This window comes from Pseudomonas gingeri (assembly GCF_013385425.1).
GTDB classification, from domain to species: Bacteria; Pseudomonadota; Gammaproteobacteria; order Pseudomonadales; family Pseudomonadaceae; genus Aquipseudomonas; species Aquipseudomonas gingeri_D.
The window spans coordinates 22,386-46,674 of record NZ_JACAQA010000004.1; the positions used below are offsets into that span (position 1 = coordinate 22,386).

Sequence of the window (24,289 nt, forward strand, 5' to 3'; positions counted from 1 at the left end):
AACAGCTGTCCAAGTATCCCTTGGATGACCGAACCTTATTCAGTTCGGCGCCACGGCGTGCGTCTTCCTTTTTGGGATAAGCAATCATGGATAAGCACGGCGAAGAACGTTACGACTCCGCCCGGGGCGGAGTAGGCGTGATCACAGCGCATGTGGACGGACGAGAGCTTTTCTTTCACGTGAAATCCGTTGCCGACGGTGGGCCGAAGTTGAAGGCCGGCGACACCGTGACCTATGAAGTCGTGCAAGGCGAAGACGGCCGGTTTTATGCCATCAATCTTGAAGTCGTGGAAAGTGATCCTCCCGAAACGCCTCAATAGGCATATCGGCCGATTGCATGCTGCAAATGCCACATTGCATAAAAGCCATAGATCGCCACCGCGGCCGGCAGGATCAGCCACCAGGCCCTGGGGGGCATGGCCGGTAGCGGCATGAAACGCTGGCTGAGACTCAGGCTGGCGGCGAGCACCGTGATGGCGAGCAGGGCGCCGGCCAGGACGTCGGTGGGCCAGTGTGCGCCCAGGTATACCCGTGACAGCGCCACCACCAGCGCCGGCAGGCAGCCGAGCAATAGCCAGGTCATGCGCATCCTTGGCGGTTGTTCGCGCCCGGCCAGTATCGCCAGCATCAGGAAAAACGCGAACGAGCCCGAACTGTGGCCGCTGGGCATGCTGAAACTGGTGATCGGCTCGGCCAGCACTTCCGGGCGGATCCGCGCGAAGAAGTATTTGGCGGCGGTGTTGCCCAGCGCCGTCACCGCCAGGGTGGCGCCGAAAAACAGCCCGTGACGCCATTGGCGGGCGAGAAACAGCAGGGTGGTCAGAGTCCCGGCGACGATGAACTGGATACGGAAATCGCCGAGGCGGGTGGCGATCACCGCTGCCACGTCCAGTGCCTGGTCGCGATGTTCCTGGACCAGCGCCATCAGGCCCTGGTCGAAGGCCTTGAGGTGCGGGTAGCCGATAAACAGGCTGACCAGCAACGCCAGGCTCAAGCCTGAAATCAGCAGGGTGGTTCGGGGATGACGCTTCACGCTGCAATGGATGCACAACCCGATCAGGGCGACGAGCCCGAGGGCGACCACGGCGGCCTGTGACCAGAACCCTTCAGGCAAGGGTAGGCGGATAGCCGCGCCGGTGGCCCAGCCCGGCAGCAGGTAGACCACCGACCAGCCGGCACCGGCGATCAGGCTGACGCCGATAAAGCGCGGAAACGGCATGTCGCACATGCCCGCGATCATTGGCAGCATCGGGCGCAGGGGGCCGATAAACCGTCCGACCAGCAGGCTGGCGATGCCGTAGCGCTGGAAGTAGCTTTCGGCGCCGCCGATCCACTGCGGGTGACTGCGCAGGCCGGGCAGGCGCCGGATGTTCTGGTGGAAACGGCGGCCCAGGGTGTAGGAGATCACATCGCCCAGCAAACCACCGATGAACCCCAGCAGCAGGGTTTCGCCCAGGGGCAGGGCGCCGCTGCCGGCCAGCACGGCGATGGCGAACAGCGTGACCGTGCCTGGCACGATGCTCCCGACGATGGCCAGGCATTCGAGGCAGGCGACGATGACAATCGCCAGGCCCAGCCATTGTGGGTTGGCGGTCAGCCAGCCGGTGATGCTATCGAGCCATGGGCCCATGAAGAATTTCCTTTTTCAGGCCAAACAAAAACATTGAGTCATACACTCCCCATGTAGGAGCTGGCTTGCCAGCGATGAGGCCCGCAAGACTTGCATCGACTGTCCGGCCGCCATCGCCGGCAAGCCACCCACAGGTCATGTGCCCGCAGGAGGCGCGTTCTCAGGTATGCAGCAAGTAATCGCGACCTTCGACCTGCCCCCGCCGCAGCGGGTTGCGCGTGCAATACGGCGCATGGCTGGCATCGACGAAGCGGTACATCAGTTGTTCGTCACGCCCGTCGGGAATGCCCAGGCGGGTGGTCTGGATGATCTGTGTCACCTGGGTGCCGACATCCTCGACCACCAGTCCCTGCGGGTCGAAGCGCTTGGCATCCCACATCGGCACCTTGAGCCCGAGGGCCTTGCACAGCAGGGTCTGCCCCGCGCACAGCTTCTGTGTCGGGCGCGCGGAGCCATTGGTCGCCGGATTGTTCAGCAGCATCTGCGCCAGGCTGGCTGGCCCGGAGAGCTCGTCGACCCACGGATAAGCGGATTTGATCAGCACCGCGTTGCCAGGCCCGTGGGCGCTGAAGTTCAGCGAATCGCCGCCACGGGAGTAATACATATAGATATGTCCGCCATCCAGAAACAAAGCCTTACGCTTTTCTGTATAGCCGAGGGAGGCATGGCTGCCTTTTTCCTCGAGGTAATAGGCTTCGGTCTCGATGATCCGCGCTGCCAGCCAGAGATCGCCGACCTTGTGGCGGACGACTTTGCCCAGCAATTCACGGGCGAGCAGCTGCGCATCACGGTCGAAAAAGGCGTCGGGCAGGGCGTTCGGCAAGGACGCAGGGGTAAGGCTGGACATCGTGGGCGCGAGACTGTGGATGGCTGATCGAGGGGCAAGCATAACGTTTTATGCCTTAATCGCGTCTGAACAGCGACTATTTGTCCTCCATTTCGACCATCCGCCCGGCACCGCTGTCCGTGAGGCGGCGCGACAGCTATAATCGGCCGCTTTCCTCTTTGCCAAGTCCCCCTTAAGAGCCATGACTGAGTCCGTTCTCGACTATATGACCCGTCTGGGTCGCGCTGCCCGCGAGGCTTCCCGCGTGATCGGCCGTGCCAGCACCGCGCAGAAGAACCGCGCCCTGCTGGCCGCCGCCGCCGCGCTGGACGCTGCCCGCGCCGAGCTGAGTGCCGCCAACGAACTCGATCTGGCCGCCGCCCGTGCCAATGGCCTGGAGCCGGCGCTGGTTGAACGTCTGGCCCTGACCCCTGAGCGCATCGACGGCATGATCGTCGGCCTGCGCCAGGTGGCGAGCCTGCCGGACCCGGTGGGGGCGATCCGCGACATGAGCTACCGGCCTTCGGGGATCCAGGTCGGCAAGATGCGCGTGCCCCTGGGCGTGATCGGCATCATCTACGAGTCGCGGCCGAACGTGACCATCGATGCCGCCAGCCTGTGCCTCAAGTCGGGTAACGCGACCATCCTGCGCGGCGGCTCCGAGGCCATTCATTCCAACCGCGCCATTGCCGCCTGTATCCAGCGCGGCCTGGACGAAGCCGGTCTGCCGGCGGCCGTGGTGCAGGTGGTGGAAGTCACCGACCGCGCCGCCGTCGGGGCGCTGATCAGCATGCCCGAGTACGTCGACGTGATCGTGCCGCGCGGTGGCAAGGGCCTGATCGAGCGGGTCAGCCGCGAGGCGCGGGTGCCGGTGATCAAGCACCTGGACGGCATCTGCCATGTGTATGTCAGCGCCCACGCCGACCTGGCGAAGGCCCGCGACATCGCTTTCAACGCCAAGACCTATCGTTATGGCATCTGCGGCGCCATGGAAACCTTGCTGGTGGATAAGGCGGTCGCCGCCGAATTCCTCCCGGCCATGGCCGAGCGCCTGCGCGCCAAGGGTGTCGAGCTGCGCGGTTGCGAGCGGACCCGGGCGGTGATCGAGGCCATCGCCGCCAGCGAAGAAGACTGGAGCACCGAATACCTGGCGCCGATCCTGTCGATTCGGGTGGTCGACGGGCTGGACGCGGCCATCGAGCACATCAACCACTACGGCTCGCACCATACCGACGCCATCGTCACCGAGAACCTGGCGCAGTCCCGGGCCTTCATGGCCGAAGTCGACTCCAGTTCGGTGATGCTCAATGCCCCGACCTGCTTCGCCGACGGCTTCGAATACGGATTGGGTGCCGAGATCGGCATTTCTACTGATAAGCTGCACGCCCGCGGCCCGGTAGGGCTGGAAGGCCTGACCTGCGAGAAGTACATCGTGGTCGGCGACGGGCAGTTGCGCGGTCAGGCCGCGGTCTGAGCGAGTGAGTAAACGTCCGCCAGCCGTCGTCAGCCCGCGCCAGGTTCCGCCCCGGCGCATTGGCGTGCTCGGCGGAACCTTCGACCCGGTGCACATCGGCCATTTGCGCAGTGCCCTGGAAGTCGCGGAGCTGATGGACCTCGATGAGTTGCGCCTGACCCCCAGTGCCCGGCCGCCCCATCGGGATACACCGCAGGTCTCGGCCATTGATCGATTGGCCATGGTCGATTGCGCGGTGGCCGGCGTCAGCCCGCTGGTGGTGGACGACCGCGAGCTGCAACGGGACAAGCCGTCCTACACGATCGACACCCTGGAACTGATGCGCGCCGAGCTGGCCGCTGAGGACCAGTTATTCTTGTTGTTGGGCTGGGACGCATTTTGCGGCCTGCCCACGTGGCACCGCTGGGAAGAATTGCTCCAGCATTGCCATATCCTGGTGCTGCAACGCCCGGATGCCGACAGCGAACCGCCGGATGCCTTGCGCAACCTGCTGGCCGCGCGGTCGGTCAGCGACCCGAAGGCCCTGCCGGGGCCTGGCGGGCATATTACATTCGTCTGGCAGACACCCCTCGCGGTGTCGGCCACCCAGATCCGTCAACTGCTGGCCAGCGGTAAGTCGGTACGTTACCTGGTGCCTGACGCGGTCCTGGCCTATATCGATGCGCACGGGCTGTACCGTGCGTCGAACTGAAACGGCGCGCTTGAAAGCACGAATAGTCGTGTATTGAAGCGCCCGAACATATGAGCAAAACGAGTTTTTTATGACCAACAACGACGTAAACAAAGTAAAGCGCAAAGGCACGTTCAAGAGTGCTCCGCTGCCGGAGAAAGTCCTCAGCGGTGAGCCCCTCAAGGGTGAAGAGCTGGTCAAGATTGCCGTAGCCGCCCTGGAAGACGTCAAGGGCCAGGACATCCTGGTGATCGACGTTCGTGAAAAGCAGAGCATCACCGACTTCATGATCATCGCCACCGGTACCTCCAACCGCCAGATCGGCGCGATGCTGGACAAGGTCCGCGAAGCGGTCAAGGCCCTGGGCATCAAGCCGCTGGGTGAAGAAGGCAAGGGCGACAGCGACTGGGTACTGTTGGATATGGACGACGTGATCGTCCACATGATGACCGCCAGCGCTCGCCAGTTCTATGACCTGGAGCGTTTGTGGCAGGGTGCCGAGCAGAGCCGTTCGGCCAGCGCCGCGCACCACAGCCCGGAAAACACCCATGAGCATTTCATCAAGCTCAACAAAGACCAGGAATAAGGTGGCGTTGTGCGCCTGCGCCTGATTGCTGTCGGTTCACGCATGCCCAAGTGGGTGGAAGAGGGTTGGCACGAGTATGCCAAGCGTCTGCCATCCGAACTGGCGCTGGAACTGGTGGAAATTCCGCTCAATACCCGGGGCAAGAACGCCGACGTGACGCGTTTTATCCGTCAGGAAGGCGAAGCGATGCTGGCCAAGGTCGGTCCGAACGAGCGGATCGTCACGCTGGAGGTCCATGGCAAGCCGTGGAGCACCGAGCAGTTGGCGGTCGAGCTGGATCGCTGGCGGCTGGATTCGCGCACGGTCAACTTCATGGTCGGCGGTCCCGAGGGGCTGGCGCCGGAGGTCTGTGCGCGGGCCGATCAGCGCTGGTCGCTGTCGCCGCTGACCTTGCCGCACCCCTTGGTGCGGATCCTGATCGGTGAACAGCTGTATCGCGCCTGGACCGTGCTGTCCGGGCATCCTTACCATAAATAAGCCTGCCGAATGACCCAGCCGATTCGCCTCAAGGACCACGAGAAAGACGCCCGTCTGGTGCGTAACCGTGTCGTGGTCGGCGCAATTGTGGTGGTGGCGCTGATCGGCGTGCTGATCGCCCGGTTGTATTTCCTCCAGGTGATCCAGTATGACTATCACTCGACCAAGTCGGAAAACAACCGCGTCCATGTCCAGTCGATTCCGCCCAGCCGTGGCCTGATCTACGACCGTAATGGCCTTGTAGTGGCGGATAACCGGCCCAGCTTCAGCCTGAGCGTGACCCGTGAGCGTTCGGGGGACTGGCGCCAGGTGCTGGATGTGCTGGTGGAGGTCCTGCAGCTCACCCCGGAAGATCGCGTCCTTTTCGAAAAACGCGTGCGCCAGGGCCGGCGGCCGTTCGAGCCGGTGCCGATCCTGTTCGAGTTGACCGAAGAGCAGATCGCCCGGGTGGCCGTGAACCAGTTCCGCCTGCCGGGCGTCGAGGTGGTCGCGCAATTGGTTCGCCATTATCCCCAGGGCGCGCACTTCGCGCATTCGGTGGGCTATATGGGGCGGATCAACGAAGCGGAGCTCAAGGCCCTGGACCCGGTGAACTACAGCGGCACCCACCATATCGGCAAGACCGGCATCGAGCGTTTCTACGAGGCCGAGCTGCATGGCCAGGTGGGTTACGAGGAAGTCGAGACCAACGCCCGCGGGCGTATCCTGCGGGTGCTCAAGCGCACCGACCCGGTGCCGGGCAAGGACATTGTCCTGAGTCTGGACATCAAGCTGCAGGAGGCCGCCGAAGAGGCCCTCGGCGGCCGTCGTGGCGCCGTGGTGGCCTTGAACCCGGCCACCGGCGAGGTGCTGGCGATGGTCAGTCAGCCGAGTTTCGACCCGAACCTGTTCGTCACCGGGATCGGCTTCAAGGCCTACGCCGAGTTGCGCGATTCCATCGACCGGCCGCTGTTCAACCGGGTGCTGCGCGGCCTTTATCCGCCCGGTTCGACCATCAAGCCGGCGGTGGCGATTGCCGGGCTCGACAGCGGCGTGGTCAACGCTACGACGCGGGTTTTCGACCCCGGTTACTACGAACTGCCCAACTACGATCACAAATACCGCAACTGGAACCGCACCGGCGATGGCTGGGTGGACCTGGACACGGCGATCATGCGTTCCAACGACACCTACTTCTATGACCTGGCCCACAAGCTGGGCATCGACCGGCTGTCCACCTACATGAACAAGTTCGGCCTGGGCCAGAAGGTCTCCCTGGACATGTTTGAGGAATCGCCGGGGCTGATGCCTTCGCGCGAATGGAAGCGCACCACCCGGCGTCAGGCCTGGTTCCCCGGCGAAACCCTGATCCTCGGGATCGGCCAGGGCTATATGCAGGCCACACCCCTGCAACTGGCCCAGGCCACGGCGTTGGTGGCGAACAAGGGCGTGTGGAACCGTCCGCACCTGGCCAAGACCATCGAAGGCCAGAAACCGCTGGATAAAGACCCGATGCCGGATATCGTCCTGCGTAACCAGGCGGATTGGGACAAGGTCAGCCATGGTATGCAGCAAGTGATGCACGGTGCCCGTGGCACCGCGCGCAAGGCGGCCGTCGGTTCGCAGTACCTGATCGCCGGCAAGAGCGGGACCGCCCAGGTCGTGGCGATCAAGCAGGGCGAGAAGTACGACCGCTCGAAAGTCCAGGAACGTCATCGCGACCACGCCCTGTTCGTCGGCTTCGCCCCGGCCAACAACCCGAAAATTGCCGTGGCGGTGATGGTCGAGAACGGTGAATCCGGTTCCGGCGTCGCCGCGCCGGTGGTTCGCCAGGTCATGGACGCCTGGTTGCTCGGCCCGGATGGCAAGCTCAAACCCGAATATGCCGACTCAACCCCCTTGCAGGTGATGCCTTGATCGCCAATTTCGACCGCATCCTCTCCAGTGAAGATGTGATGCGCCGCCGGGCCACCTTGTTGCAACGCATGCACATTGATGGCCCCTTGCTGGTCCTGCTGCTGACCCTGGCGGCCGGCAGCCTGTTCGTCCTCTATTCGGCCAGCGGCAAGAGCTGGGACCTGCTGATCAAGCAGGCCACCTCCTTCGGCATCGGCCTGGTCTCGATGTTCGTCATCGCCCAGCTCGAACCGCGCTTCATGGCGCGCTGGGTGCCACTGACCTACGTGCTGGGGGTGATGCTGCTGGTGGTGGTGGATGTCATGGGGCACAACGCCATGGGCGCCACGCGCTGGATCAATATTCCCGGGGTGATCCGCTTCCAGCCGTCGGAATTCATGAAGATCCTGATGCCGGCTACCATCGCCTGGTACCTGTCCAAGCGCACCCTGCCGCCGCAGCTCAAGCACGTGGCCATCAGCCTGATGCTGATCGGCGTGCCGTTTATCCTGATCGTCCGCCAGCCCGACCTCGGCACCTCGCTGCTGGTCCTGGCCGGCGGTGCGTTCGTGCTGTTCATGGGCGGCCTGCGCTGGCGCTGGATCATCAGCGTACTGGCGGCGGCGATCCCGGTGGCGGTGGGCATGTGGTTCTTTATCATGCACGACTACCAGAAACAGCGGATCCTGACCTTCCTCGACCCGGAAAGCGATCCGCTGGGCACCGGCTGGAACATCATTCAGTCCAAGGCCGCCATCGGTTCCGGTGGTGTATTCGGCAAGGGCTGGCTGCTGGGCACCCAGTCGCACCTGGACTTCCTGCCGGAAAGCCATACCGATTTCATTATCGCGGTGATGGGCGAAGAGTTCGGCCTGGTGGGTATTTGCGCCTTGCTGCTGCTCTACCTGCTGCTGATCGGGCGCGGGCTGGTGATTACCGCCCAGGCCCAGACGCTGTTCGGCAAACTGCTGGCCGGCAGCCTGACCATGACGTTTTTTGTGTATGTTTTCGTCAACATCGGTATGGTCAGCGGTCTGCTGCCGGTGGTGGGGGTGCCGTTGCCATTCATTAGCTATGGCGGAACTTCGCTGGTGACACTGCTGTCAGCGTTTGGGGTTTTGATGTCGATCCATACCCACCGCAAGTGGATCGCACAGGTTTGAGCAAGGTGAACAATTCAATGCAAGTATTGCGCGGTTGGGCGGCTCGGTGTGCGCCCTGGATAGGCCTGGTCGGCTGTCTGGGGGCAGGAACGGGCGCGCTGGCCGGTGACTACGAAGGTTCGCCGCAAGTGGCCCAGTTCGTCGCGGAAATGACCCGCGACTACGGCTTTGCCGGTGAGCAACTGATGGAGGTGTTCCGTCAGGTCGAGCGCAAGCAGAGCATTCTCGACGCGATTTCCCGCCCGGCGGAACGGGTCAAGCCGTGGAAGGAATACCGGCCGATCTTTATCACCGAGGCCCGGGTGGCCCGTGGCGTCGATTTCTGGCGCCAGCATGAAGCGGCCCTGGCCCGTGCCGAGCAGGAATACGGCGTGCCGGCCCAGGTGATTGTCTCGATCATCGGCGTGGAAACTTTTTTTGGCCGTAACACCGGCAATTACCGGGTGATCGACGCCTTGTCGACCCTGGGCTTCGACTATCCGCCGCGGGCCGATTTTTTCCGCAAGGAGTTGCGTGAATTCCTCCTGCTGGCCCGTGAAGAGCAGCTCGACCCGCTGAGCCTCAAGGGTTCCTACGCCGGAGCCATGGGCCTGCCGCAGTTCATGCCGAGCAGTTTTCGCGCCTATGCGGTGGATTTCGACGGCACCGGCCATATCAATATCTGGACCAACGCCGACGACGCCATCGGCAGCGTGGCCAGCTATTTCAAGCGCCACGGCTGGGTCGCCGGGGAACCGGTGGTCAGCCGCGCGGATGTGCGCGGCGACCAGGTCGACCAGGGCCTGAGCCCGGGTCTCGAGCCGGTCAAGACCGTTGGGGAGTTGCGGGCGCTGGGCTGGTCGAGTCATGATGCGTTGCGCGATGATATGCCAGTGACGGCGTTTCGCCTGGACGGCGACAATGGCCCGGAATATTGGATGGGCCTGAAGAATTTTTATGCGATCACGCGCTATAACCGCAGCGTAATGTACGCCATGGCCGTGCATCAGCTGTCTGACCTGTTGGTCCAAGCACGGGGCGTCAAGTAATGCAGGCTTTGCCGATTCCAAAACCACTGAAGCTGTTGGCTTACACCGCGTTGGCGGTGCTGGTGGTCAGTTGTTCGACCAGCCGCTCGCCCTATCAGTCGTCGTCCTCCTCCAATACCATCCGCGCCAAGCCGGGCCTGGACATCAACCGTGCCCATAAAGACGGCGCGCCGTGGTGGGACGTCGATGTGTCGCGGATCCCGGATGCCACGCCGACCTTGCACACCGGGCCGTACAAGGCCAACCCCTACACGGTGCTGGGCAAGACCTATTTCCCGCTGACCGACTCCAAGCGCTACGTGGCCCAGGGCACGGCGTCCTGGTACGGCACCAAGTTCCATGGCCAGAACACCGCCAATGGCGAGGTCTATGACCTGTACGGCATGAGTGCCGCGCACAAGACCCTGCCGTTGCCCAGCTATGTGCGGGTGACCAACCTGGACAACAACCGCAGCGTGATCCTGCGGGTCAACGACCGTGGGCCGTTCTATTCGGATCGGATCATCGACCTGTCCTACGCCGCCGCGAAAAAGCTCGGTTATGCCGAGATCGGCACGGCGCGGGTCAAGGTCGAGGGAATCGACCCGCAGGAATGGTGGGCCCAGAAGGGGCGGCCGGCGCCGCTGATGCTCAACGAACCGCAAGTGGCGCAGTCCCAGGTTCCAGCCCTGACCGCGTCCACCGGGACGATCGAGCAGTGGACGCCGCCACCGCAGCAACACGCCACCGACGTTGTGCCCGTACAGGCTGACGCAAAAAAAAACGGTTCTGCACCAGCCTCTGGCCAGTATCTCCAGGTGGGCGCCTTCGCCAACCCGGACGCTGCCGAACTGTTGAGGTCGAAGCTAAGCTCGATGGTGAAAGCGCCGGTCTTCGTCAGCTCGATCGTGCGCAACCAGCAGACCCTGCATCGGGTACGGATGGGGCCGATCGGCACGCCGGGTGAGGTCCAGCAAGTGCAGAACAGCGTACGTCTGGCCAATCTCGGTTCGCCAAGTCTGGTGACGTCGGAGTAACACAGGCACAATTGTGGATTAGGCTGCTTTTCAGGGGCCGGGTCCTGGGTTGTTGGTTCGTTTGATAATAAAAGCCTGGAAAGGGTGGTGGAGCGAGCAACCTGACACGGGGCAGTTGGAAAACTGCCGGATTTATTTTTGCCCGCGAGGGCAAGTTTCCATTAGCGATTTCGAGAGACGGATGAACATCACCACCTTTGCCAAACGTTTGTGCCTGCTTGTACCCCTGATCGTTGCGCCTGCCGCCTGGGCCGCCGATGAAATGGCCCTGCCGGCCTCGCCGCAACTGGCCGCCAAAGCCTACGTACTCATGGATGCCGCCAGCGGCAACGTGCTGGTCGAGAACAACGGCGACCAGCGCCTGCCCCCGGCCAGCCTGACCAAACTGATGAGTGCCTACATCGCGACCAAGGAAATCCGTCGCGGGCAGATCGGCGAGAACGATATGGTGACCGTCAGCGAAAACGCCTGGCGCACCGGCGGCTCGCGGATGTTCATCAAGGTCGGTTCCCAGGTGACCGTCAGCGACCTGCTGCACGGCATCATCATCCAGTCCGGCAACGATGCCACCGTGGCGCTGTCCGAGCACATCGCCGGCAGCGAAGACGCGTTCGCCGACATGATGAACAAGACGGCTGGCGAACTGGGCATGACCAACAGCCACTTCATGAACCCGACCGGCCTGCCGAACCCGGATCACTACTCCTCGCCCCACGACATGGCGATCCTGGCTCGGGCGATCATTCGTCTCGACCCGGTGCACTACGCGATCTACTCGCAGAAAGAGTTCTTCTGGAACGGCATCAAGCAGCCTAACCGCAACCTGCTGCTGTGGCGTGACAAAACGGTCGACGGCCTGAAAACCGGCCACACTGAAGAGGCCGGCTACTGCATGGTGGCCTCGGCGGTACGTGACGGCCAGCGCCTGATCGCCGTGGTGTTCGGCACCAACAGCGAATCGGCACGTGCTTCTGAAACCCAGAAGCTGCTGACCTACGGTTTCCGTTTCTTCGAAACCCAGACCTTCTACCAGAAGGGCGCCGAACTGGCCCAGGCACCTGTCTGGAAAGGCACCACCCACCAGGTCAAGGCCGGCCTGGCCGAAGACCTGACCATGACCATGCCTAAAGGCCAGCTGAAGAAGCTCGCCGCCAGCATGACCATGAACCCGAAACTGGTCGCACCGATTGCCAAGGGTGACGTGATCGGTAAAGTCGAAGTCAAACTGGACGACAAAGTGGTACACAGCGCCGATCTGATCGCGCTGGACGCGGTCGAGGAAGGTGGTATCTTCCGTCGCCTGTGGGACAGCATCCGTATGTTCTTCTACGGCATGTTCAACTGAGGTCGACCGCTAACAGAAAGTGTCGATTTGCGTACCTCGCGCCTGACCCGGGCGTGAGGTATGTCCGTTGCCTGGGCTTACGAGGCCGTTATTGTCATGACAGACACTGAAGTAAAAGCACCGAAAATCGAATTCCCCGTTACCGACTACCCGGTCAAGGTCATCAGCGACACGGGTGTGGGCAACAAGGACAAGATCCTCGAGATCGTCAAGAAACACGCCACGATCAACGATAATCGGGTGGACGAGCGCCAGAGCACCAACGGCAAGTACACCACGATCCAGCTGCATATCGTGGCCACCGGCCAGGACCAGCTGTACGACATCAACAGCGAGCTGCGAGCTACCGGCTTCGTGCACATGGTGCTGTGATGGGCGGTGTGCTGGGCTTTCGCGAGCTCGGCCAGACCCCTTACGAGCCGGTCTGGCATGCCATGCAGCGCTTTACCGATGGGCGCAAGAACGCGGACGCACCGGACGAAATCTGGCTGGTGCAGCATCCGTCGGTGTTCACCCAGGGCCAGGCCGGCAAGGCCGAGCATGTGCTGCTGCCGGGAGATATTCCGGTGGTCAAGGTCGATCGCGGCGGCCAGGTGACTTATCATGGCCCCGGCCAACTGGTGGCCTATCTGTTGCTGGATGTTCGCCGCCTGGGTTTTGGCGTGCGCGAACTGGTCAGCCGGATGGAGCGTTGCCTGATCGATCTGTTGGCCGGCTATGGCGTGAACGCCGAGGCCAAGGCCGACGCCCCCGGCGTGTATGTCGACGGGGCGAAGATCGCCTCCCTGGGCCTGCGGATTCGCAACGGCTGTTCGTTCCATGGCCTGGCGCTGAATGTCGACATGGACCTTGGGCCGTTTCGACGGATTAACCCCTGCGGTTATGCGGGGCTGGCGATGACCCAGCTGCGCGACCACACAGGACCGATTGAATTTGCCGAGGTAAGTGCCCGGCTGCGCGCGCAGCTCGTCAAACACCTCGACTATGCTGAGCAGACGACCCTCACGGGCGGAATCGATTGATATGACTACTGCGCAAGACGCTGTGCAAACCCTGATCCCGGCGCTGGACGTTTCCGAGCGCCCGGCCCGTGCGAAAGTCGAAACCGGCGTCAAGCTGCGTGGCGCCGAGAAAGTCGCACGTATCCCGGTGAAGATCATTCCGACCACCGAACTGCCGAAGAAACCCGACTGGATTCGCGTGCGCATCCCGGTTTCGCCGGAAGTCGACCGTATCAAGCAACTGCTGCGCAAGCACAAGCTGCACAGCGTCTGCGAAGAGGCTTCCTGCCCGAACCTGGGCGAGTGCTTCAGCGGCGGTACCGCGACCTTCATGATCATGGGTGATATCTGCACCCGTCGTTGCCCGTTCTGCGACGTCGGCCACGGCCGGCCGAAGCCCCTGGACGTCAACGAGCCGCAAAGCCTGGCCATCGCCATTGCCGACCTGCGCCTGAAGTACGTGGTGATCACTTCCGTGGACCGCGACGACCTGCGTGACGGCGGCGCCCAGCACTTCGCCGACTGCATCCGCGAGATCCGCAAGCTGTCGCCGAACGTGCAGCTCGAAACCCTGGTCCCCGACTACCGTGGGCGCATGGACATCGCGCTGGAAATCACCGCCGCCGAGCCGCCGGATGTGTTCAACCACAACCTGGAAACCGTGCCACGCCTGTACAAGGCCGCGCGTCCGGGTTCCGACTACCAGTGGTCGCTGACCCTGCTGCAACGCTTCAAGCAGATGATGCCGCACATTCCGACCAAGTCCGGCTTGATGCTGGGCCTGGGCGAAACCGACGAGGAAGTCATCGAAGTCATGCAGCGCATGCGCGAGCACGATATCGACATGCTGACCCTCGGCCAGTACCTGCAGCCGTCCCGCAGTCACTTGCCGGTGCAGCGTTTCGTGCACCCGGACGTCTTCGCCTGGTTCGCCGAGGAAGGCTACAAGATGGGCTTCAAGAACGTGGCTTCCGGGCCGTTGGTGCGTTCGTCCTACCATGCCGACGAGCAGGCCAAGCTGGTCAAGGCTGAACTGCTGGGAGCGTAACCCTTGAACCGTCGTCGACCCGTGCAGGCTTCCTATCAGGTCCAGAGCGCGGTGCCGGCGCTACGGCAGGGCGGGGTGATCGGTTTGATCGCCCCTGCCGGTCCTGCTGCCCTTGACGTGCTCAGGGCGCAGGCGTGGGTTCAGGCCCGCGGTTATGAGCTGCGGATCTTTCCGGGTGTCTCGCAACGGGACGGTTACCTGGCCGGCAGTGATGAAGTCCGCCTGCGCGACTTGCACGACGCCTTTGCCGATCCTGAAATCGATGTGATTCTCTGCCTGCGCGGGGGTTATGGTTGTCCGCGTCTGTTGGACGACATTGATTTCGAATTACTTAAAAAACATCCAAAAGCCTTGGTCGGTTACAGCGATATCACTGCGCTGCACCTGGCGATTGCCCGTTATGCGGGGTTTATGACCTTTCATGGACCGTTGTTCAATGCGGATCTGCTCGGGGACAAGCTGCCACCGACCGAGTCCTCGTTGTTCAACCTGCTGACCGGGCAGGTGCGCGCGGGTAGCGTGTTCGAGCATCCCGCGGCGTTTCCACTGACCACCGTGGTTCCGGGTGCCGCTTCGGGGCGCTTGCAAGGCGGCAACCTGTCGTTGATCTGCTCCACGCTGGGCACGCCCTATGAAATCGACACCAATGGCTTGATCCTGCTGATCGAGGACGTCAATGAGCCGCTGTACCGGGTTGACCGGTTACTCACACACCTGCGCCTGGCGGGCAAGCTGGAAGGCCTGAGGGGCGTGTTGGTGGGGGATTTCGCCGGGGTCGACCCGGATGCGCTGGCGCGCTTGCTCAAGCAGGAACTGGGACCCTTGGGCATTCCGGTGCTGGCGGGTTGGCGCAGCGGGCATTGCGACCCGAACCTGACGTTGCCGCTGGGGGCGCAGGTGAGGTTGGATGCCGATGCGCGGCAGTTGGTGTTGGAGCAGGATGTAGTGCGCGCCGAATAACCTGGTTTTATCCACAATCTCACGGCTGATCGCATTCCTTGTAGGAGCCGGCAAGCCAGCTCCTACAGAGGAGAGGGCAGTGCGCTTCTACCGGCTACGCAAGCTCTCCAGCAGCTTGTGATTCGGATAGCCGTCCGCCGGCCAGCCCAACACTTGCTGGGCCCCACGAATCGCCTTGCGGGTATTCGCCCCGATAATCCCATCGGGATTGCCGGCGTCATAACCCTTGGTGCTGAGCAGGGTCTGCAACTCGATCCGCTCGGAACGGCTCAACGGCAGGTCATCCTTCGGCCAGTCGCCACGAATCAGACCCGCACCACCGAAGCGTTGGGACAACAAGCCCACCGCCAGCCCATAGGACGACGAATTGTTGTACTTGAGGATGGCGCGGAAGTTATCCAGCACCAGGAACGCCGGGCCGCGATAACCGGCCGGCAGCAGCAGGGCGGCGGACAGTGAGGCCGAGCCATTTGGCAATACGGCGCCGGCTGGCAAGCGAATGCCCATTTGCAGCCACTCGTTCACCGTCTTGCGGATCGTGCCGTCGGCCTGGGCGTAGTCGAAGGCCTGTGGCAGCACCACTTCCAGTCCCCACGGCTGCCCACGCTGCCAGCCGGAGCTTTGCAGGTAGTTGGCGGTGGAGGCCAGCGCATCGGCCGAGTCGTTCCAGATATCGCGGCGACCGTCACCGTCGAAGTCCACCGCGTAGCTGTTGTAGGTGGTGGGGATGAACTGGGTCTGGCCCATGGCTCCGGCCCAGGAACCGAGCATCTGCTCAGGCTGGATATCGCCATGCTGGATAATCTGCAGCGCCGCCAGCAACTGGGCCTGGGCGAATCCCGGGCGGCGGCCTTCATAGGCCAGGGTCGCCAGCGAACGGATCACCGACTTGTCACCCTGGAACTGGCCGAAATTGCTTTCCATGCCCCATACCGCCACCAGGGCCTCACGGTCGACACCATAACGTTGTTCAATGCTCGCCAGCAGTGCGCTGTTCTGTACCAGCAGGGCCTGGCCCTTGCGCACACGCACGGGGGACAGGGCGCCGTCGAGGTATTCCCAGACCGGACGGGTGAATTCCGGCTGGCTGCGGTCGGCCTTGATCACGCTCATGTCCGGGGTGACACCGGCAAAGGCGGTATCGAAGATGGCGGGCGTGATGCCGGCTCTCAGGGCTTCGATACGGAAGGCGGACATCCATTCATCGAAGCTTTGCGCAGGCTGGATAGTCAGGTCGTCATTGACCTGTGGTTGGGTAGTGACCGGGGCTGCGGGGAGGGTTTGCAGCGGCTCGGCATCGGCGGCGGTCGGCTTTTCCGCGCAGGCAACTAACAGGATGAAGCTGGTGGCGGCGAACAGTCGACGTAGGGGACGACGAAGGGTAAGGCAAAAGGGCATGCGCGGGTCCGGATAATGCGAATCAGGTGCTGACCTTACCATGCTTGAGGGGGTGGAGTCGTGATGGCGCTCTATGCTTTCAGGCCGCCAGAAAGTAAGAAGCCTCCCAGCTTTTAGACTGGAAGGCTTCGCGGCGGTAGCTGCCTTTGCCCTTCGCCGGTTGTTCCTGACGGCTGCGGAACAGTGGCTGGGCGATGATGGATTTGGCTTTATTGGGACGCTGCCGGGACGGCTTGCTCATGGACTTGCACTCTTGAGGTGTGTTGAAGAGTGCGAATCATCGGGCAGATGTGGCTGTCTGTCCAGTGGGGGCATTTGGCTATGCTGGCGGTTATTCCGCTGGCAATGCCAGGCGTTGTCCACACATCAACAGGCTCAGCCGACTCAGGCTGCTCCATGGGGAGCCCGCCGCCTGGCCCTTGATCTGCGCGTCGATGCGTTGCGCGTCCAGCAACAGCTGGCTCCAGCGTTGTGCCGAGTGCCGTTGCAGGGCCTTGCTCATCAGCGGCTTGCGTTTGTCCCAGACCGGGGGACGGGCCTGGCTGAAGGCCTTGTCCAGCGGTGTGCCCTGGCTGTATTGCAGCGACAGGTTGGCCAGCAGCCGCAGTTCCCGGGCCAGGGCCCAGAGAATCACCGGCGGCTCGACCCCTTCGCCGCGCAACCCTTCGAGCATCCGCAGGGCATGGGCGGCTTCGCCGTTAAGCACCGCATCCACCAGGCCAAACACATCGAAACGAGCACTGTCGGCCACGGCCGCCTGCACCGTTTCCACGGTGATCTGTCCACCCTCGGCCATCAGCTTGAGCTTTTCGATTTCCTGGGCAGCGGCCAGCAGGTTGCCTTCGACCCGTGCGGCAATCAGTTCCACCGCGTCCTGCTGGGCCGAAAGGCCGGCCTGGGACAGGCGCTGGCGAATCCACTGCGGCAGCTGCGCGGCGTCCACCGGCCAGATCTGGATGAACTGGGTGTCCTGGCCTTCGACCAGGGCCTTGCCCCACTTGGTCTTCTGGGCGCTGCCATCGAGCTTGGGCAGGCTGATCAGCAGCAGGGTGTCTTCGGCCGGACGCGAGCAGTATTCGATCAGTGCCGCGGCGCCCTTGTCCCCGGGCTTGCCCGAAGGCAGGCGCAGTTCCAGCAGGCGTTTTTCGGCGAACAGCGACATGCTGGCACCGGCTTGCAGCAGCGTGCCCCAGTCGAAGTTGGCGTCGGCGCTGAACACCTGGCGTTCGTCGAAACCCTGTTGGCGAGCGGCACTACGAATGGCGTCGGCGGCTTCCTGGCACAGCAGCGGATCGTCGCCGCTGATGACGTAGACCGGCGCAAGGCTGCCTTGCAGGTGTTTGGCGAGTTGGGCGGGGGCGAGTTTCATAGGCGGGCAACGGCGGGGCGCCCAGGGCGCCCCGACAGGCCTATTGCTTAGGCAGTTGCAGCGGCGATTGCTGCGGCTGCGACGCTTCGTACTTGCGCGCGGCTTCCAGGGCGTCGGCATCGGCCTTGGCCTTGTTGTCGGCGGTCTGTTGCAGGGCGTCCAGTTGCTCCGGTGTCAGCAGTTGCAGGCGCAGGACCATCTGTTGAATCAGGTCACGACGCATTTCCTTGCGCAGCTGACCCGCCTCGGCGTCGCCGGCAGTGATGTTGTTGCCGTCGTGCACGTAGTACTTCTGTATTTGCAGCTTGCCGGTCAGCAGTTGCAGGTCGTGGTCGCCACGGATTTCATAGTACAGCGCGGTATTGAGCTCGTACTCGGCGTTGCGGCCGGAGCCCGAGTAGGTCGCGTCACGCTGGGTTTCCTGCTCGTCGGTCAGGACCAGCTTGTAAGGCGCGCCGCTGTAGACCTTGACGCCGCTGTGCTCGAGGACCTGGGTCAACTGCTTGACCGTGTCGCCATAGGCGTTACGGGCACTGACCGACAGTTCCTTGATGGTCAGTTGGTTGGTGCCGGTGCCGCGCAGCTGGAAGCCGCAGGCGCTCAGCAGCACGGCGAGGCCCATTACCAGCAAATTGCGTTTGATCATCTTGTTGCTCCCCTTGAAACCCTGTGGGTCGACGGTGCGACCGCGGAAGTCTTGCAAGGCGCCCGCAACAGCAGGCGCCCGATCCTGTTCAGCTGGCGACAATATTGACCAGTTTGCCGGGCACGACGATCACTTTACGAATCGTCAGGCCATCGGTGAAGCGCAGTACGTTTTCGTTGACCCGCGCCGCCGCTTCGATTTCTTCACGGCTGGCGCTGGCCGGCATGTCGATCTGGCCACGCAGCTTGCCGTTGACCTGGATCACCAGTTGCAGGCTGTCCTGGACCAGCGCGCTGTCATCCAGCACCGGCCAGCTGGCGTCGATGATGGCGCCATCGTGCCCCAGGCGGTTCCACAGCTCGTGGCTGATGTGCGGGGTGATCGGGGCCAGCAGCAGGGCCACGGTTTCCAGACCTTCCTGGACCAGGGCTCGATCCTGCGCGGTGCCTTGCGGGGCTTTTTCCAGCACGTTCATCAGCGTCATCACCTGGGCGATGGCGGTGTTGAATTTGTGGTGCTGGCCGACATCCTGGCTGGCTTGCTTGATCGCCAGGTGGATCGAGCGACGAATGACTTTCTGCTCATCGCTCAGTGTCGCCAGCTCCAGCTTGCCCGGCAGGCCCTGGGTCACATGGGCCTGAGCCAGGCGCCAGACGCGCTTGAGGAAGCGGTGCGAGCCTTCGACGCCTGAGTCGGACCATTCCAGGCTCATGTCGGGCGGCGAGGCGAACATCATGAACAGGCGGCAGGTGTCGGCGCCGTACTGTTCGATCATCGATTGTGGGTCGACGCCGTTGTTCTTCGACTTGGCCATCTTCTCGGTGCCGCCGATTTCCACCGGCAGGCCATCGCTGATCAGCTTGGCGCCAATGATCTTGGCCTTGCTGTCGCGCTCGAGTTCGACGTCCGCCGGGTTGAACCAGGTGTAGCCGCCGTTGGCTTCGCGACGGTAGTAGGTCTCGGCGACCACCATGCCCTGGGTCAACAGGTTCTTGAACGGCTCGTTGGAACTGACCAGGCCTTCGTCGCGCATCAACTTGTGGAAGAAGCGTGCGTAGAGCAGGTGCAGGATCGCGTGTTCGATACCGCCGATGTACTGATCCACCGGCAGCCAGTGGTCGGCGGCTTTCGGATCGACCAGGCCACCCTCGTAGTGCGGCGAGGCGTAGCGGGCGTAGTACCAGGACGACTCGACGAAAGTGTCCATGGTGTCGGTTTCACGCTTGGCCGGTGCGCCGCATTTCGGGCAGCTGCACTCGTAGAACTCGGGCATGCGCGCCAGTGGCGAACCGGCGCCGTCCGGCACCACGTCTTCCGGCAGTACGACCGGCAGTTGGTCTTCCGGGACCGGCACGTCACCGCAGGTGTCGCAGTGGATGATCGGGATCGGGCAGCCCCAGTAGCGCTGGCGGCTGATACCCCAGTCGCGCAGGCGGAACTGGGTGCGCGAGGCACCGAGGTTTTTCTTGATCAGCGCGACTTCCATGGCGTCGAAGGCGCCGGCGAAGTCCAGGCCGTCGAACTCGCCGGAGTTGATCAGGCTGCCGTGCTCGCCATAGGCGTCTTGCCACGGTGCCGGGTTGGTATCGCCCGAACTGGTGCGCACCACCGACTTGATCGGCAGGTTGTATTTGTGGGCGAACTCGAAATCACGCTCGTCGTGGGCCGGTACGGCCATGACCGCACCGTCGCCGTAGTGCATCAGCACGTAGTTGGCAACCCACACCGGCAGTTGCTCGCCGGTCAGCGGGTGCTCGACGAACAGGCCGGTCGGCAGGCCTTTCTTTTCCTGGGTGGCGACGTCGGCTTCGGCGACGCTGCCGCCCTTGCATTCGGCGATGAACGCCTGCAGCTCGGGGTTGTTGCGCGCGGCCAGGCTCGCCAGCGGATGCTCGGCGGCCACGGCGACGTAGGTCGCGCCCATCAGGGTGTCCGGACGGGTGGTGAAGACTTTCAGGCTGCCGGCTTCGCCGATGGAGTCGACGTGGTACGGGAACTGGACTTCCATGCCACGGGACTTGCCGATCCAGTTGCGCTGCATGGTCTTGACCTGTTCAGGCCAGCCCGGCAGTTCGTCGAGGCCTTCCAGCAGCTCATCGGCGTAGGCGGTGATCTTGAAGTAGTACATCGGGATTTCGCGCTTTTCGATCAGCGCGCCGGAACGCCAGCCGCGACCGTCGATCACTTGCTCGTTGGCCAGTACGGTCTGGTCCACCGGGTCCCAGTTGACGGTACCGTTCTTGCGGTAGATCACGCCTTTTTCGAACAAACGGGTGAACAGCCATTGTTCCCAGCGGTAGTAATCCGGCTTGCAGGTGGTCACTTCGCGGGACCAGTCCACCGCCAGGCCCAGGCTGCGCAGCTGGGTCTTCATGTAGGCGATGTTTTCGTAGGTCCACTTGGCCGGTGCGACATTGTTCTTCATCGCGGCGTTTTCCGCCGGCATGCCGAAGGCGTCCCAACCCATGGGTTGCAGGACGTTCTTGCCTTGCATGCGCTGATAACGCGCGATCACGTCCCCAATGGTGTAGTTGCGCACGTGCCCCATGTGTAGCTTGCCGCTGGGGTAAGGGAACATCGACAGGCAGTAGTACGTCTCCTTGCCTGGCTGTTCACTGACTTCAAAGGACTTTTGCGCATCCCAGAACGATTGGGCGGCGTTTTCGATTTCACGGGGCTGATAGTGTTCGTGCATGGCTACTTGTACTGGAAAGGGTGGCCTAATCCTCTTCAACGCATCCGTCAGGCGGTGCTGGAAGTGGAGTTACAGGAAGCGCCGTAGCATACATGACGCCGCTCTATCGAGGGAAACCCTGATTGCACCGCCCAAGCCGTTGGTCGCGGCGGTCGGCTGGTTTGCCGGACACCGCTAAGCTTGGAAGAGGGGGAGTGATTCTTATCTTCAATGAGGTGAGCGGATGGTGGAGTCGCAGCGATATGTCATGAAACCCGAGTTGTACGAACGTTTGATCGTCCGTCTGGGGCATGCCCTGGACGCAGCCAGTACGGCGGCGCGCTTGCGTGATGAGCGGCCCGCCGAGTTGGAGTTGCGTGGCTTGAGCCATGCCGAGTTTGAATTGATCAGGGCCTATCTGGATCTCAGTGGGCAGGATGTGCCTGTGCCGTTTTCCGTTTTGGAGTACAAGGTGCCACCCCGTTCGGCCGAGATCATCTGGTTGAAAGACAAAATGCCCAATCCCGGTTCGGCGAAGTTCAAGTCCGCGGGGGTCAAGTAAGGTTCGCCCGGCGGCGTGCTGTTGTCTGTCGCTAACCTGGCTTCGGTTTGAAGTCATTGTTCCAGAGGTTGTTGATTGACCCCGATGCACTTAGGCTTCGGGCATCTTCTGGAGGTGCCCGATGCCTGTTCGTTACATCCTTAAACAATTGTTCATGCCTCCCGGCCTTCTGTTGCTGTTGCTGTTGTGCGCCTGGTGGTTTCGACGCACTCGGCCGCGCCTGGCGGGTGTGTGTTTTGCACTTGGCCTGGGCGGGTTCTGGTTGATGAGCCTGCCGGTGGTGGTGGAGTGGGGCGCGCGGGCACTGGAGACGGTGCCGCCGCTTGAGCGCAGTGAGTGGGCGGGGCTGGCGCAGCGGGCCGATGCCATTGTGGTGTTGGGGTCGGGGCGTGAGCGCGGTGATCCGGCGTGGGGCGACGATCAGCCGACCGGCATCGGTCTGGAGCGCCAGCGTTATGCAGCGCGGTTGGCGAAGGCTTCGGGGTTGCCGGTGCTGACCAGTGGTGGTCTGCACTACGGTACGCCGCCGAGTGAGGCGGCGTTGATGGCGGCGTCGATGCAGAGTGATTTCGACGTGGCGGTGCGTTGGCAAGAAGGGCGCAGCACCACGACCTGGGAAAATGCCCAGTTCAGTTATGAGCTGCTGGCACCGCTGGGGATCAAGCGCGTGGTGGTGGTGACCCATGCCGCGCATATGTCGCGGGCGATGTGGAGCTTTGAAAAGGCCGGCTTTACCGTGGTGCCGGCGCCGGTGGGCTTTTTCGGGCAGGACAATGCGAGGCCGGCAGGAGGCTGGATGCCGGAGTTCAAGGCGATCTGGCGCAGTGGGCAGTTGATCAATGAAGCGGTGGGGCAGGTGGGATACAGACTGTTCTACCGTTAGATCGCAGTATTGAAGAAAACACCGAACCTGTAGGAGCAGGGCTTGCCCGCGAAGCTTTCAGCGGTCTTGAGGCCGCCTTCGCGGGCAAGCCCTGCTCCTACAAGGTTATGCGGTGTTTGGTCGGGCTCAGACCGTCTTGGCAATCCGGCTGGCCAGCAGGGCCCAGCCGAACAGCAAGCCACACAGGATGATCAGCGGCCACGAACGCCATTGCAGGTAAGGCGTCAGCTCGTGCATCGGCACCACTTCGCCGTACAGGATGCCCTGTTCGAACTGCGGGATGCGCGTGGTGATCTCGCCAAATGGGTTGATCAAGCCGGTGACACCGTTGTTGGTCGCCCGAATCATCCAGCGTCCGGCTTCCAGGGCACGCATCTGGGCCATTTGCAGATGCTGCAAGGGGCCGATCGAGGTGCCGAACCAGGTGTCGTTGCTGATGGTCAGCAGCAGGTCGCTGCGCGCCGACAGGCTGGCGGCGAACTCCGGGTAGACCACTTCGTAGCAGATGAACGGGGCGATCTGGTAACCCTTGGCCTGCAACAGCGGCTGGTCAGCCGGGCCACGGGCGAAGTCGGACATTGGCAGGTTGAAGAAGTCGATCAACCCACGCAGCAGCTCTTGCAGCGGCACATATTCACCAAACGGCACCAGCTTCTGCTTCAGATAGGTGCCATCACCTTCGCCGGTCACGGTGATGCCGTTGTAGTAGCGCTTCTCGTTGTCCACCACCTGGCGGATCGGTACGCCGGTGATCAGCGCCGAATGCCGATCCGCGGCGAAGCGGCCCATCATCGCCAGATAACCCTCGGCCGACTCCTTCAGTATCGGCACGGCGGTTTCCGGCCAGACCAGCAGGTCCACGCGCTTGGAGCGAAAGCTCAGGTCGCGGTATAGCGCCAACTGGGCATCGACCTGTGCAGGATCCCACTTCATGCTCTGCTCGATATTGCCCTGCACCGCCGCCACCGTCAGCGGTTCGCCCGCCGGGCTGGTCCAGGCGTGATGCTTGAGCGCGATCCCCGCCACCCAGGGACCGAGCAGCAGCACCACACCCACGGCGATAAAGCCCATGCGTCCGGCCTGGAGCAGTCGGCGGGCGTTGTATAGCAGCGCCGCGGTCAGGGCCAGGGCAAAGGAGATCAACCAGATGCCACCCAGCGGCGCGAGCCCCGCCAGTGGGCCGTCGAGCTGGCTGTAGCCGGAATAAAGCCAGGGGAAGCCGGTCAGGAACCAGCCGCGAAAGGCTTCCTGGCCCACCCACAAGGCGGCGAAGGCCAGGGCATCGGCCAGCGGCGCTTCGTTGCGGCGTATCCAGCGTGCCCAGAGCCAGGCGGGCAGGGCAAAGAACCAGGCGATGGCCGCTGTGAACGCGAGCATCAGGAAACCCGCCAGCAACACCGAAGCATCGCCGTAGGTATGGATACTCACGTAGATCCAGCTGGTACCGGCGCCGAACAGGCCGAACCCGAAGCACCAGCCGCGCCCCAGTGCCTGGCGCGGCGACAGCTCGCGCAGGCCGGCGTAGAACACACCCACCGCCAGCAATGCCAAGGGCCAGATATCGTACGGCGCCAGGGCCAGGGTGGTCAGTGCGCCGGCCACCACGGCCAGCAGGTTACCGGGCCAGCCGGGGCGGGTTAAGCGCAGCATGTGAATCC

At 63.0% G+C, this 24,289-nt stretch carries 24 protein-coding genes; 16 read left to right on the forward strand and 8 right to left on the reverse strand.

Annotated features, from left to right (window positions below; genetic code table 11):
* The first annotated feature begins 86 nt into the window (after window positions 1–86).
* Window positions 87–320, forward strand: coding sequence for a cold shock domain-containing protein (locus tag HX830_RS05680; protein WP_152741732.1), 234 nt, complete (start codon window positions 87–89; stop codon window positions 318–320).
* On the opposite strand, the gene HX830_RS05685 is transcribed toward HX830_RS05680, so the two are convergent.
* Window positions 314–1,630, reverse strand: coding sequence for a bifunctional DedA family/phosphatase PAP2 family protein (locus HX830_RS05685; protein WP_177099272.1), 1,317 nt, complete (start codon window positions 1,628–1,630; stop codon window positions 314–316). The genes HX830_RS05680 and HX830_RS05685 overlap by 7 nt on opposite strands.
* Before the next feature lie 160 nt (window positions 1,631–1,790).
* Window positions 1,791–2,477 (reverse strand): DNA-3-methyladenine glycosylase, encoded by a 687-nt coding sequence (locus HX830_RS05690; protein ID WP_152741734.1) that lies wholly within the window; start codon window positions 2,475–2,477, stop codon window positions 1,791–1,793.
* 181 nt (window positions 2,478–2,658) lie between these two features.
* Here HX830_RS05690 and HX830_RS05695 point away from each other — a divergent pair, with 181 nt between their 5' ends.
* The 13 genes from HX830_RS05695 to HX830_RS05755 all read left to right on the forward strand — a co-directional run bounded on the left by HX830_RS05695 (window position 2,659) and on the right by HX830_RS05755 (window position 15,099).
* A complete protein-coding gene (locus HX830_RS05695; protein ID WP_152741735.1) occupies window positions 2,659–3,930 on the forward strand; it encodes a glutamate-5-semialdehyde dehydrogenase in 1,272 nt (423 codons plus the stop codon).
* A gap of 4 nt (window positions 3,931–3,934) precedes the next feature.
* A complete protein-coding gene (nadD, locus tag HX830_RS05700) occupies window positions 3,935–4,621 on the forward strand; it encodes a nicotinate-nucleotide adenylyltransferase (RefSeq protein ID WP_177099273.1) in 687 nt (228 codons plus the stop codon).
* Between the two features lie 70 nt (window positions 4,622–4,691).
* A complete protein-coding gene (gene rsfS, locus HX830_RS05705; protein WP_103495809.1) occupies window positions 4,692–5,186 on the forward strand; it encodes a ribosome silencing factor in 495 nt (164 codons plus the stop codon).
* Window positions 5,187–5,195: 9 nt separating this feature from the next.
* The gene (gene rlmH, locus HX830_RS05710; RefSeq protein WP_040071182.1) at window positions 5,196–5,663 is read left to right on the forward strand and encodes a 23S rRNA (pseudouridine(1915)-N(3))-methyltransferase RlmH; all 468 of its coding nucleotides are present in this window, start codon (window positions 5,196–5,198) and stop codon (window positions 5,661–5,663) included.
* Window positions 5,664–5,672: 9 nt separating this feature from the next.
* Window positions 5,673–7,559 (forward strand): penicillin-binding protein 2, encoded by a 1,887-nt coding sequence (mrdA, locus tag HX830_RS05715; protein WP_103495810.1) that lies wholly within the window; start codon window positions 5,673–5,675, stop codon window positions 7,557–7,559.
* Window positions 7,560–7,597: 38 nt separating this feature from the next.
* A complete protein-coding gene (gene rodA, locus HX830_RS05720; protein ID WP_177099602.1) occupies window positions 7,598–8,701 on the forward strand; it encodes a rod shape-determining protein RodA in 1,104 nt (367 codons plus the stop codon).
* A 17-nt stretch (window positions 8,702–8,718) separates the two neighbouring features.
* Entirely contained in the window at window positions 8,719–9,729 is a 1,011-nt protein-coding gene (mltB, locus tag HX830_RS05725) for a lytic murein transglycosylase B (RefSeq protein ID WP_152741736.1), read from the forward strand.
* On the forward strand, window positions 9,729–10,745 hold the full coding sequence (locus HX830_RS05730; protein WP_152741737.1) for a septal ring lytic transglycosylase RlpA family protein: 1,017 nt from the start codon (window positions 9,729–9,731) through the stop codon (window positions 10,743–10,745). The genes mltB and HX830_RS05730 overlap by 1 nt, the downstream gene beginning before the upstream one ends.
* A gap of 181 nt (window positions 10,746–10,926) precedes the next feature.
* On the forward strand, window positions 10,927–12,090 hold the full coding sequence (locus tag HX830_RS05735; protein ID WP_152741738.1) for a D-alanyl-D-alanine carboxypeptidase family protein: 1,164 nt from the start codon (window positions 10,927–10,929) through the stop codon (window positions 12,088–12,090).
* A gap of 96 nt (window positions 12,091–12,186) precedes the next feature.
* On the forward strand, window positions 12,187–12,462 hold the full coding sequence (locus tag HX830_RS05740; protein ID WP_103495864.1) for a DUF493 domain-containing protein: 276 nt from the start codon (window positions 12,187–12,189) through the stop codon (window positions 12,460–12,462).
* Window positions 12,462–13,112, forward strand: coding sequence for a lipoyl(octanoyl) transferase LipB (lipB, locus tag HX830_RS05745; RefSeq protein ID WP_103495814.1), 651 nt, complete (start codon window positions 12,462–12,464; stop codon window positions 13,110–13,112). Before HX830_RS05740 ends, lipB begins: the two co-directional genes overlap by 1 nt.
* A gap of 1 nt (window position 13,113) precedes the next feature.
* The gene (lipA, locus tag HX830_RS05750) at window positions 13,114–14,139 is read left to right on the forward strand and encodes a lipoyl synthase (RefSeq protein ID WP_103495815.1); all 1,026 of its coding nucleotides are present in this window, start codon (window positions 13,114–13,116) and stop codon (window positions 14,137–14,139) included.
* 3 nt (window positions 14,140–14,142) lie between these two features.
* A complete protein-coding gene (locus tag HX830_RS05755) occupies window positions 14,143–15,099 on the forward strand; it encodes a S66 peptidase family protein (RefSeq protein ID WP_103495816.1) in 957 nt (318 codons plus the stop codon).
* 87 nt (window positions 15,100–15,186) lie between these two features.
* Here HX830_RS05755 and HX830_RS05760 read toward each other — a convergent pair whose 3' ends face one another.
* From HX830_RS05760 to leuS, 5 genes are all read right to left on the reverse strand, one after another.
* The gene (locus HX830_RS05760; RefSeq protein WP_103495817.1) at window positions 15,187–16,497 is read right to left on the reverse strand and encodes a lytic murein transglycosylase; all 1,311 of its coding nucleotides are present in this window, start codon (window positions 16,495–16,497) and stop codon (window positions 15,187–15,189) included.
* A 79-nt stretch (window positions 16,498–16,576) separates the two neighbouring features.
* Window positions 16,577–16,738, reverse strand: a complete 162-nt coding sequence (gene arfA, locus HX830_RS05765; RefSeq protein ID WP_103495818.1) for an alternative ribosome rescue factor ArfA — start codon at window positions 16,736–16,738, stop codon at window positions 16,577–16,579.
* A 90-nt stretch (window positions 16,739–16,828) separates the two neighbouring features.
* Complete coding sequence (holA, locus tag HX830_RS05770) at window positions 16,829–17,866, reverse strand: DNA polymerase III subunit delta (protein WP_103495819.1); 1,038 nt, start codon at window positions 17,864–17,866, stop codon at window positions 16,829–16,831.
* A 40-nt stretch (window positions 17,867–17,906) separates the two neighbouring features.
* Entirely contained in the window at window positions 17,907–18,512 is a 606-nt protein-coding gene (locus tag HX830_RS05775) for an LPS-assembly lipoprotein LptE (RefSeq protein WP_152741740.1), read from the reverse strand.
* Between the two features lie 88 nt (window positions 18,513–18,600).
* Window positions 18,601–21,207, reverse strand: a complete 2,607-nt coding sequence (leuS, locus tag HX830_RS05780; protein ID WP_177099274.1) for a leucine--tRNA ligase — start codon at window positions 21,205–21,207, stop codon at window positions 18,601–18,603.
* 223 nt (window positions 21,208–21,430) lie between these two features.
* Here leuS and HX830_RS05785 point away from each other — a divergent pair, with 223 nt between their 5' ends.
* Both HX830_RS05785 and HX830_RS05790 read left to right on the forward strand, forming a co-directional pair.
* A complete protein-coding gene (locus tag HX830_RS05785) occupies window positions 21,431–21,748 on the forward strand; it encodes a hypothetical protein (protein ID WP_152741742.1) in 318 nt (105 codons plus the stop codon).
* Between the two features lie 121 nt (window positions 21,749–21,869).
* Window positions 21,870–22,631 (forward strand): YdcF family protein, encoded by a 762-nt coding sequence (locus HX830_RS05790; RefSeq protein ID WP_152741743.1) that lies wholly within the window; start codon window positions 21,870–21,872, stop codon window positions 22,629–22,631.
* A 126-nt stretch (window positions 22,632–22,757) separates the two neighbouring features.
* Here HX830_RS05790 and lnt read toward each other — a convergent pair whose 3' ends face one another.
* Entirely contained in the window at window positions 22,758–24,281 is a 1,524-nt protein-coding gene (lnt, locus tag HX830_RS05795) for an apolipoprotein N-acyltransferase (RefSeq protein ID WP_103495823.1), read from the reverse strand.
* Between the last annotated feature and the right edge of the window lie 8 nt (window positions 24,282–24,289).

Bases quoted from the DNA above. Each gene is read 5' to 3' on its own strand.
- HX830_RS05680 (WP_152741732.1), top strand. From the start codon at position 87: ATGGATAAGCACGGCGAAGAACGTTACGACTCCGCCCGGGGCGGAGTA.
- HX830_RS05685 (WP_177099272.1), bottom strand. From the start codon at position 1,630: ATGGGCCCATGGCTCGATAGCATCACCGGCTGGCTGACCGCCAACCCA.
- HX830_RS05690 (WP_152741734.1), bottom strand. From the start codon at position 2,477: ATGTCCAGCCTTACCCCTGCGTCCTTGCCGAACGCCCTGCCCGACGCC.
- HX830_RS05695 (WP_152741735.1), top strand. From the start codon at position 2,659: ATGACTGAGTCCGTTCTCGACTATATGACCCGTCTGGGTCGCGCTGCC.
- rsfS (WP_103495809.1), top strand. From the start codon at position 4,692: ATGACCAACAACGACGTAAACAAAGTAAAGCGCAAAGGCACGTTCAAG.
- mrdA (WP_103495810.1), top strand. From the start codon at position 5,673: ATGACCCAGCCGATTCGCCTCAAGGACCACGAGAAAGACGCCCGTCTG.
- rodA (WP_177099602.1), top strand. From the start codon at position 7,598: ATGCGCCGCCGGGCCACCTTGTTGCAACGCATGCACATTGATGGCCCC.
- mltB (WP_152741736.1), top strand. From the start codon at position 8,719: ATGCAAGTATTGCGCGGTTGGGCGGCTCGGTGTGCGCCCTGGATAGGC.
- HX830_RS05730 (WP_152741737.1), top strand. From the start codon at position 9,729: ATGCAGGCTTTGCCGATTCCAAAACCACTGAAGCTGTTGGCTTACACC.
- HX830_RS05735 (WP_152741738.1), top strand. From the start codon at position 10,927: ATGAACATCACCACCTTTGCCAAACGTTTGTGCCTGCTTGTACCCCTG.
- HX830_RS05740 (WP_103495864.1), top strand. From the start codon at position 12,187: ATGACAGACACTGAAGTAAAAGCACCGAAAATCGAATTCCCCGTTACC.
- lipB (WP_103495814.1), top strand. From the start codon at position 12,462: ATGGGCGGTGTGCTGGGCTTTCGCGAGCTCGGCCAGACCCCTTACGAG.
- lipA (WP_103495815.1), top strand. From the start codon at position 13,114: ATGACTACTGCGCAAGACGCTGTGCAAACCCTGATCCCGGCGCTGGAC.
- HX830_RS05760 (WP_103495817.1), bottom strand. From the start codon at position 16,497: ATGCCCTTTTGCCTTACCCTTCGTCGTCCCCTACGTCGACTGTTCGCC.
- arfA (WP_103495818.1), bottom strand. From the start codon at position 16,738: ATGAGCAAGCCGTCCCGGCAGCGTCCCAATAAAGCCAAATCCATCATC.
- holA (WP_103495819.1), bottom strand. From the start codon at position 17,866: ATGAAACTCGCCCCCGCCCAACTCGCCAAACACCTGCAAGGCAGCCTT.
- HX830_RS05775 (WP_152741740.1), bottom strand. From the start codon at position 18,512: ATGATCAAACGCAATTTGCTGGTAATGGGCCTCGCCGTGCTGCTGAGC.
- leuS (WP_177099274.1), bottom strand. From the start codon at position 21,207: ATGCACGAACACTATCAGCCCCGTGAAATCGAAAACGCCGCCCAATCG.
- HX830_RS05785 (WP_152741742.1), top strand. From the start codon at position 21,431: ATGGTGGAGTCGCAGCGATATGTCATGAAACCCGAGTTGTACGAACGT.
- HX830_RS05790 (WP_152741743.1), top strand. From the start codon at position 21,870: ATGCCTGTTCGTTACATCCTTAAACAATTGTTCATGCCTCCCGGCCTT.
- lnt (WP_103495823.1), bottom strand. From the start codon at position 24,281: ATGCTGCGCTTAACCCGCCCCGGCTGGCCCGGTAACCTGCTGGCCGTG.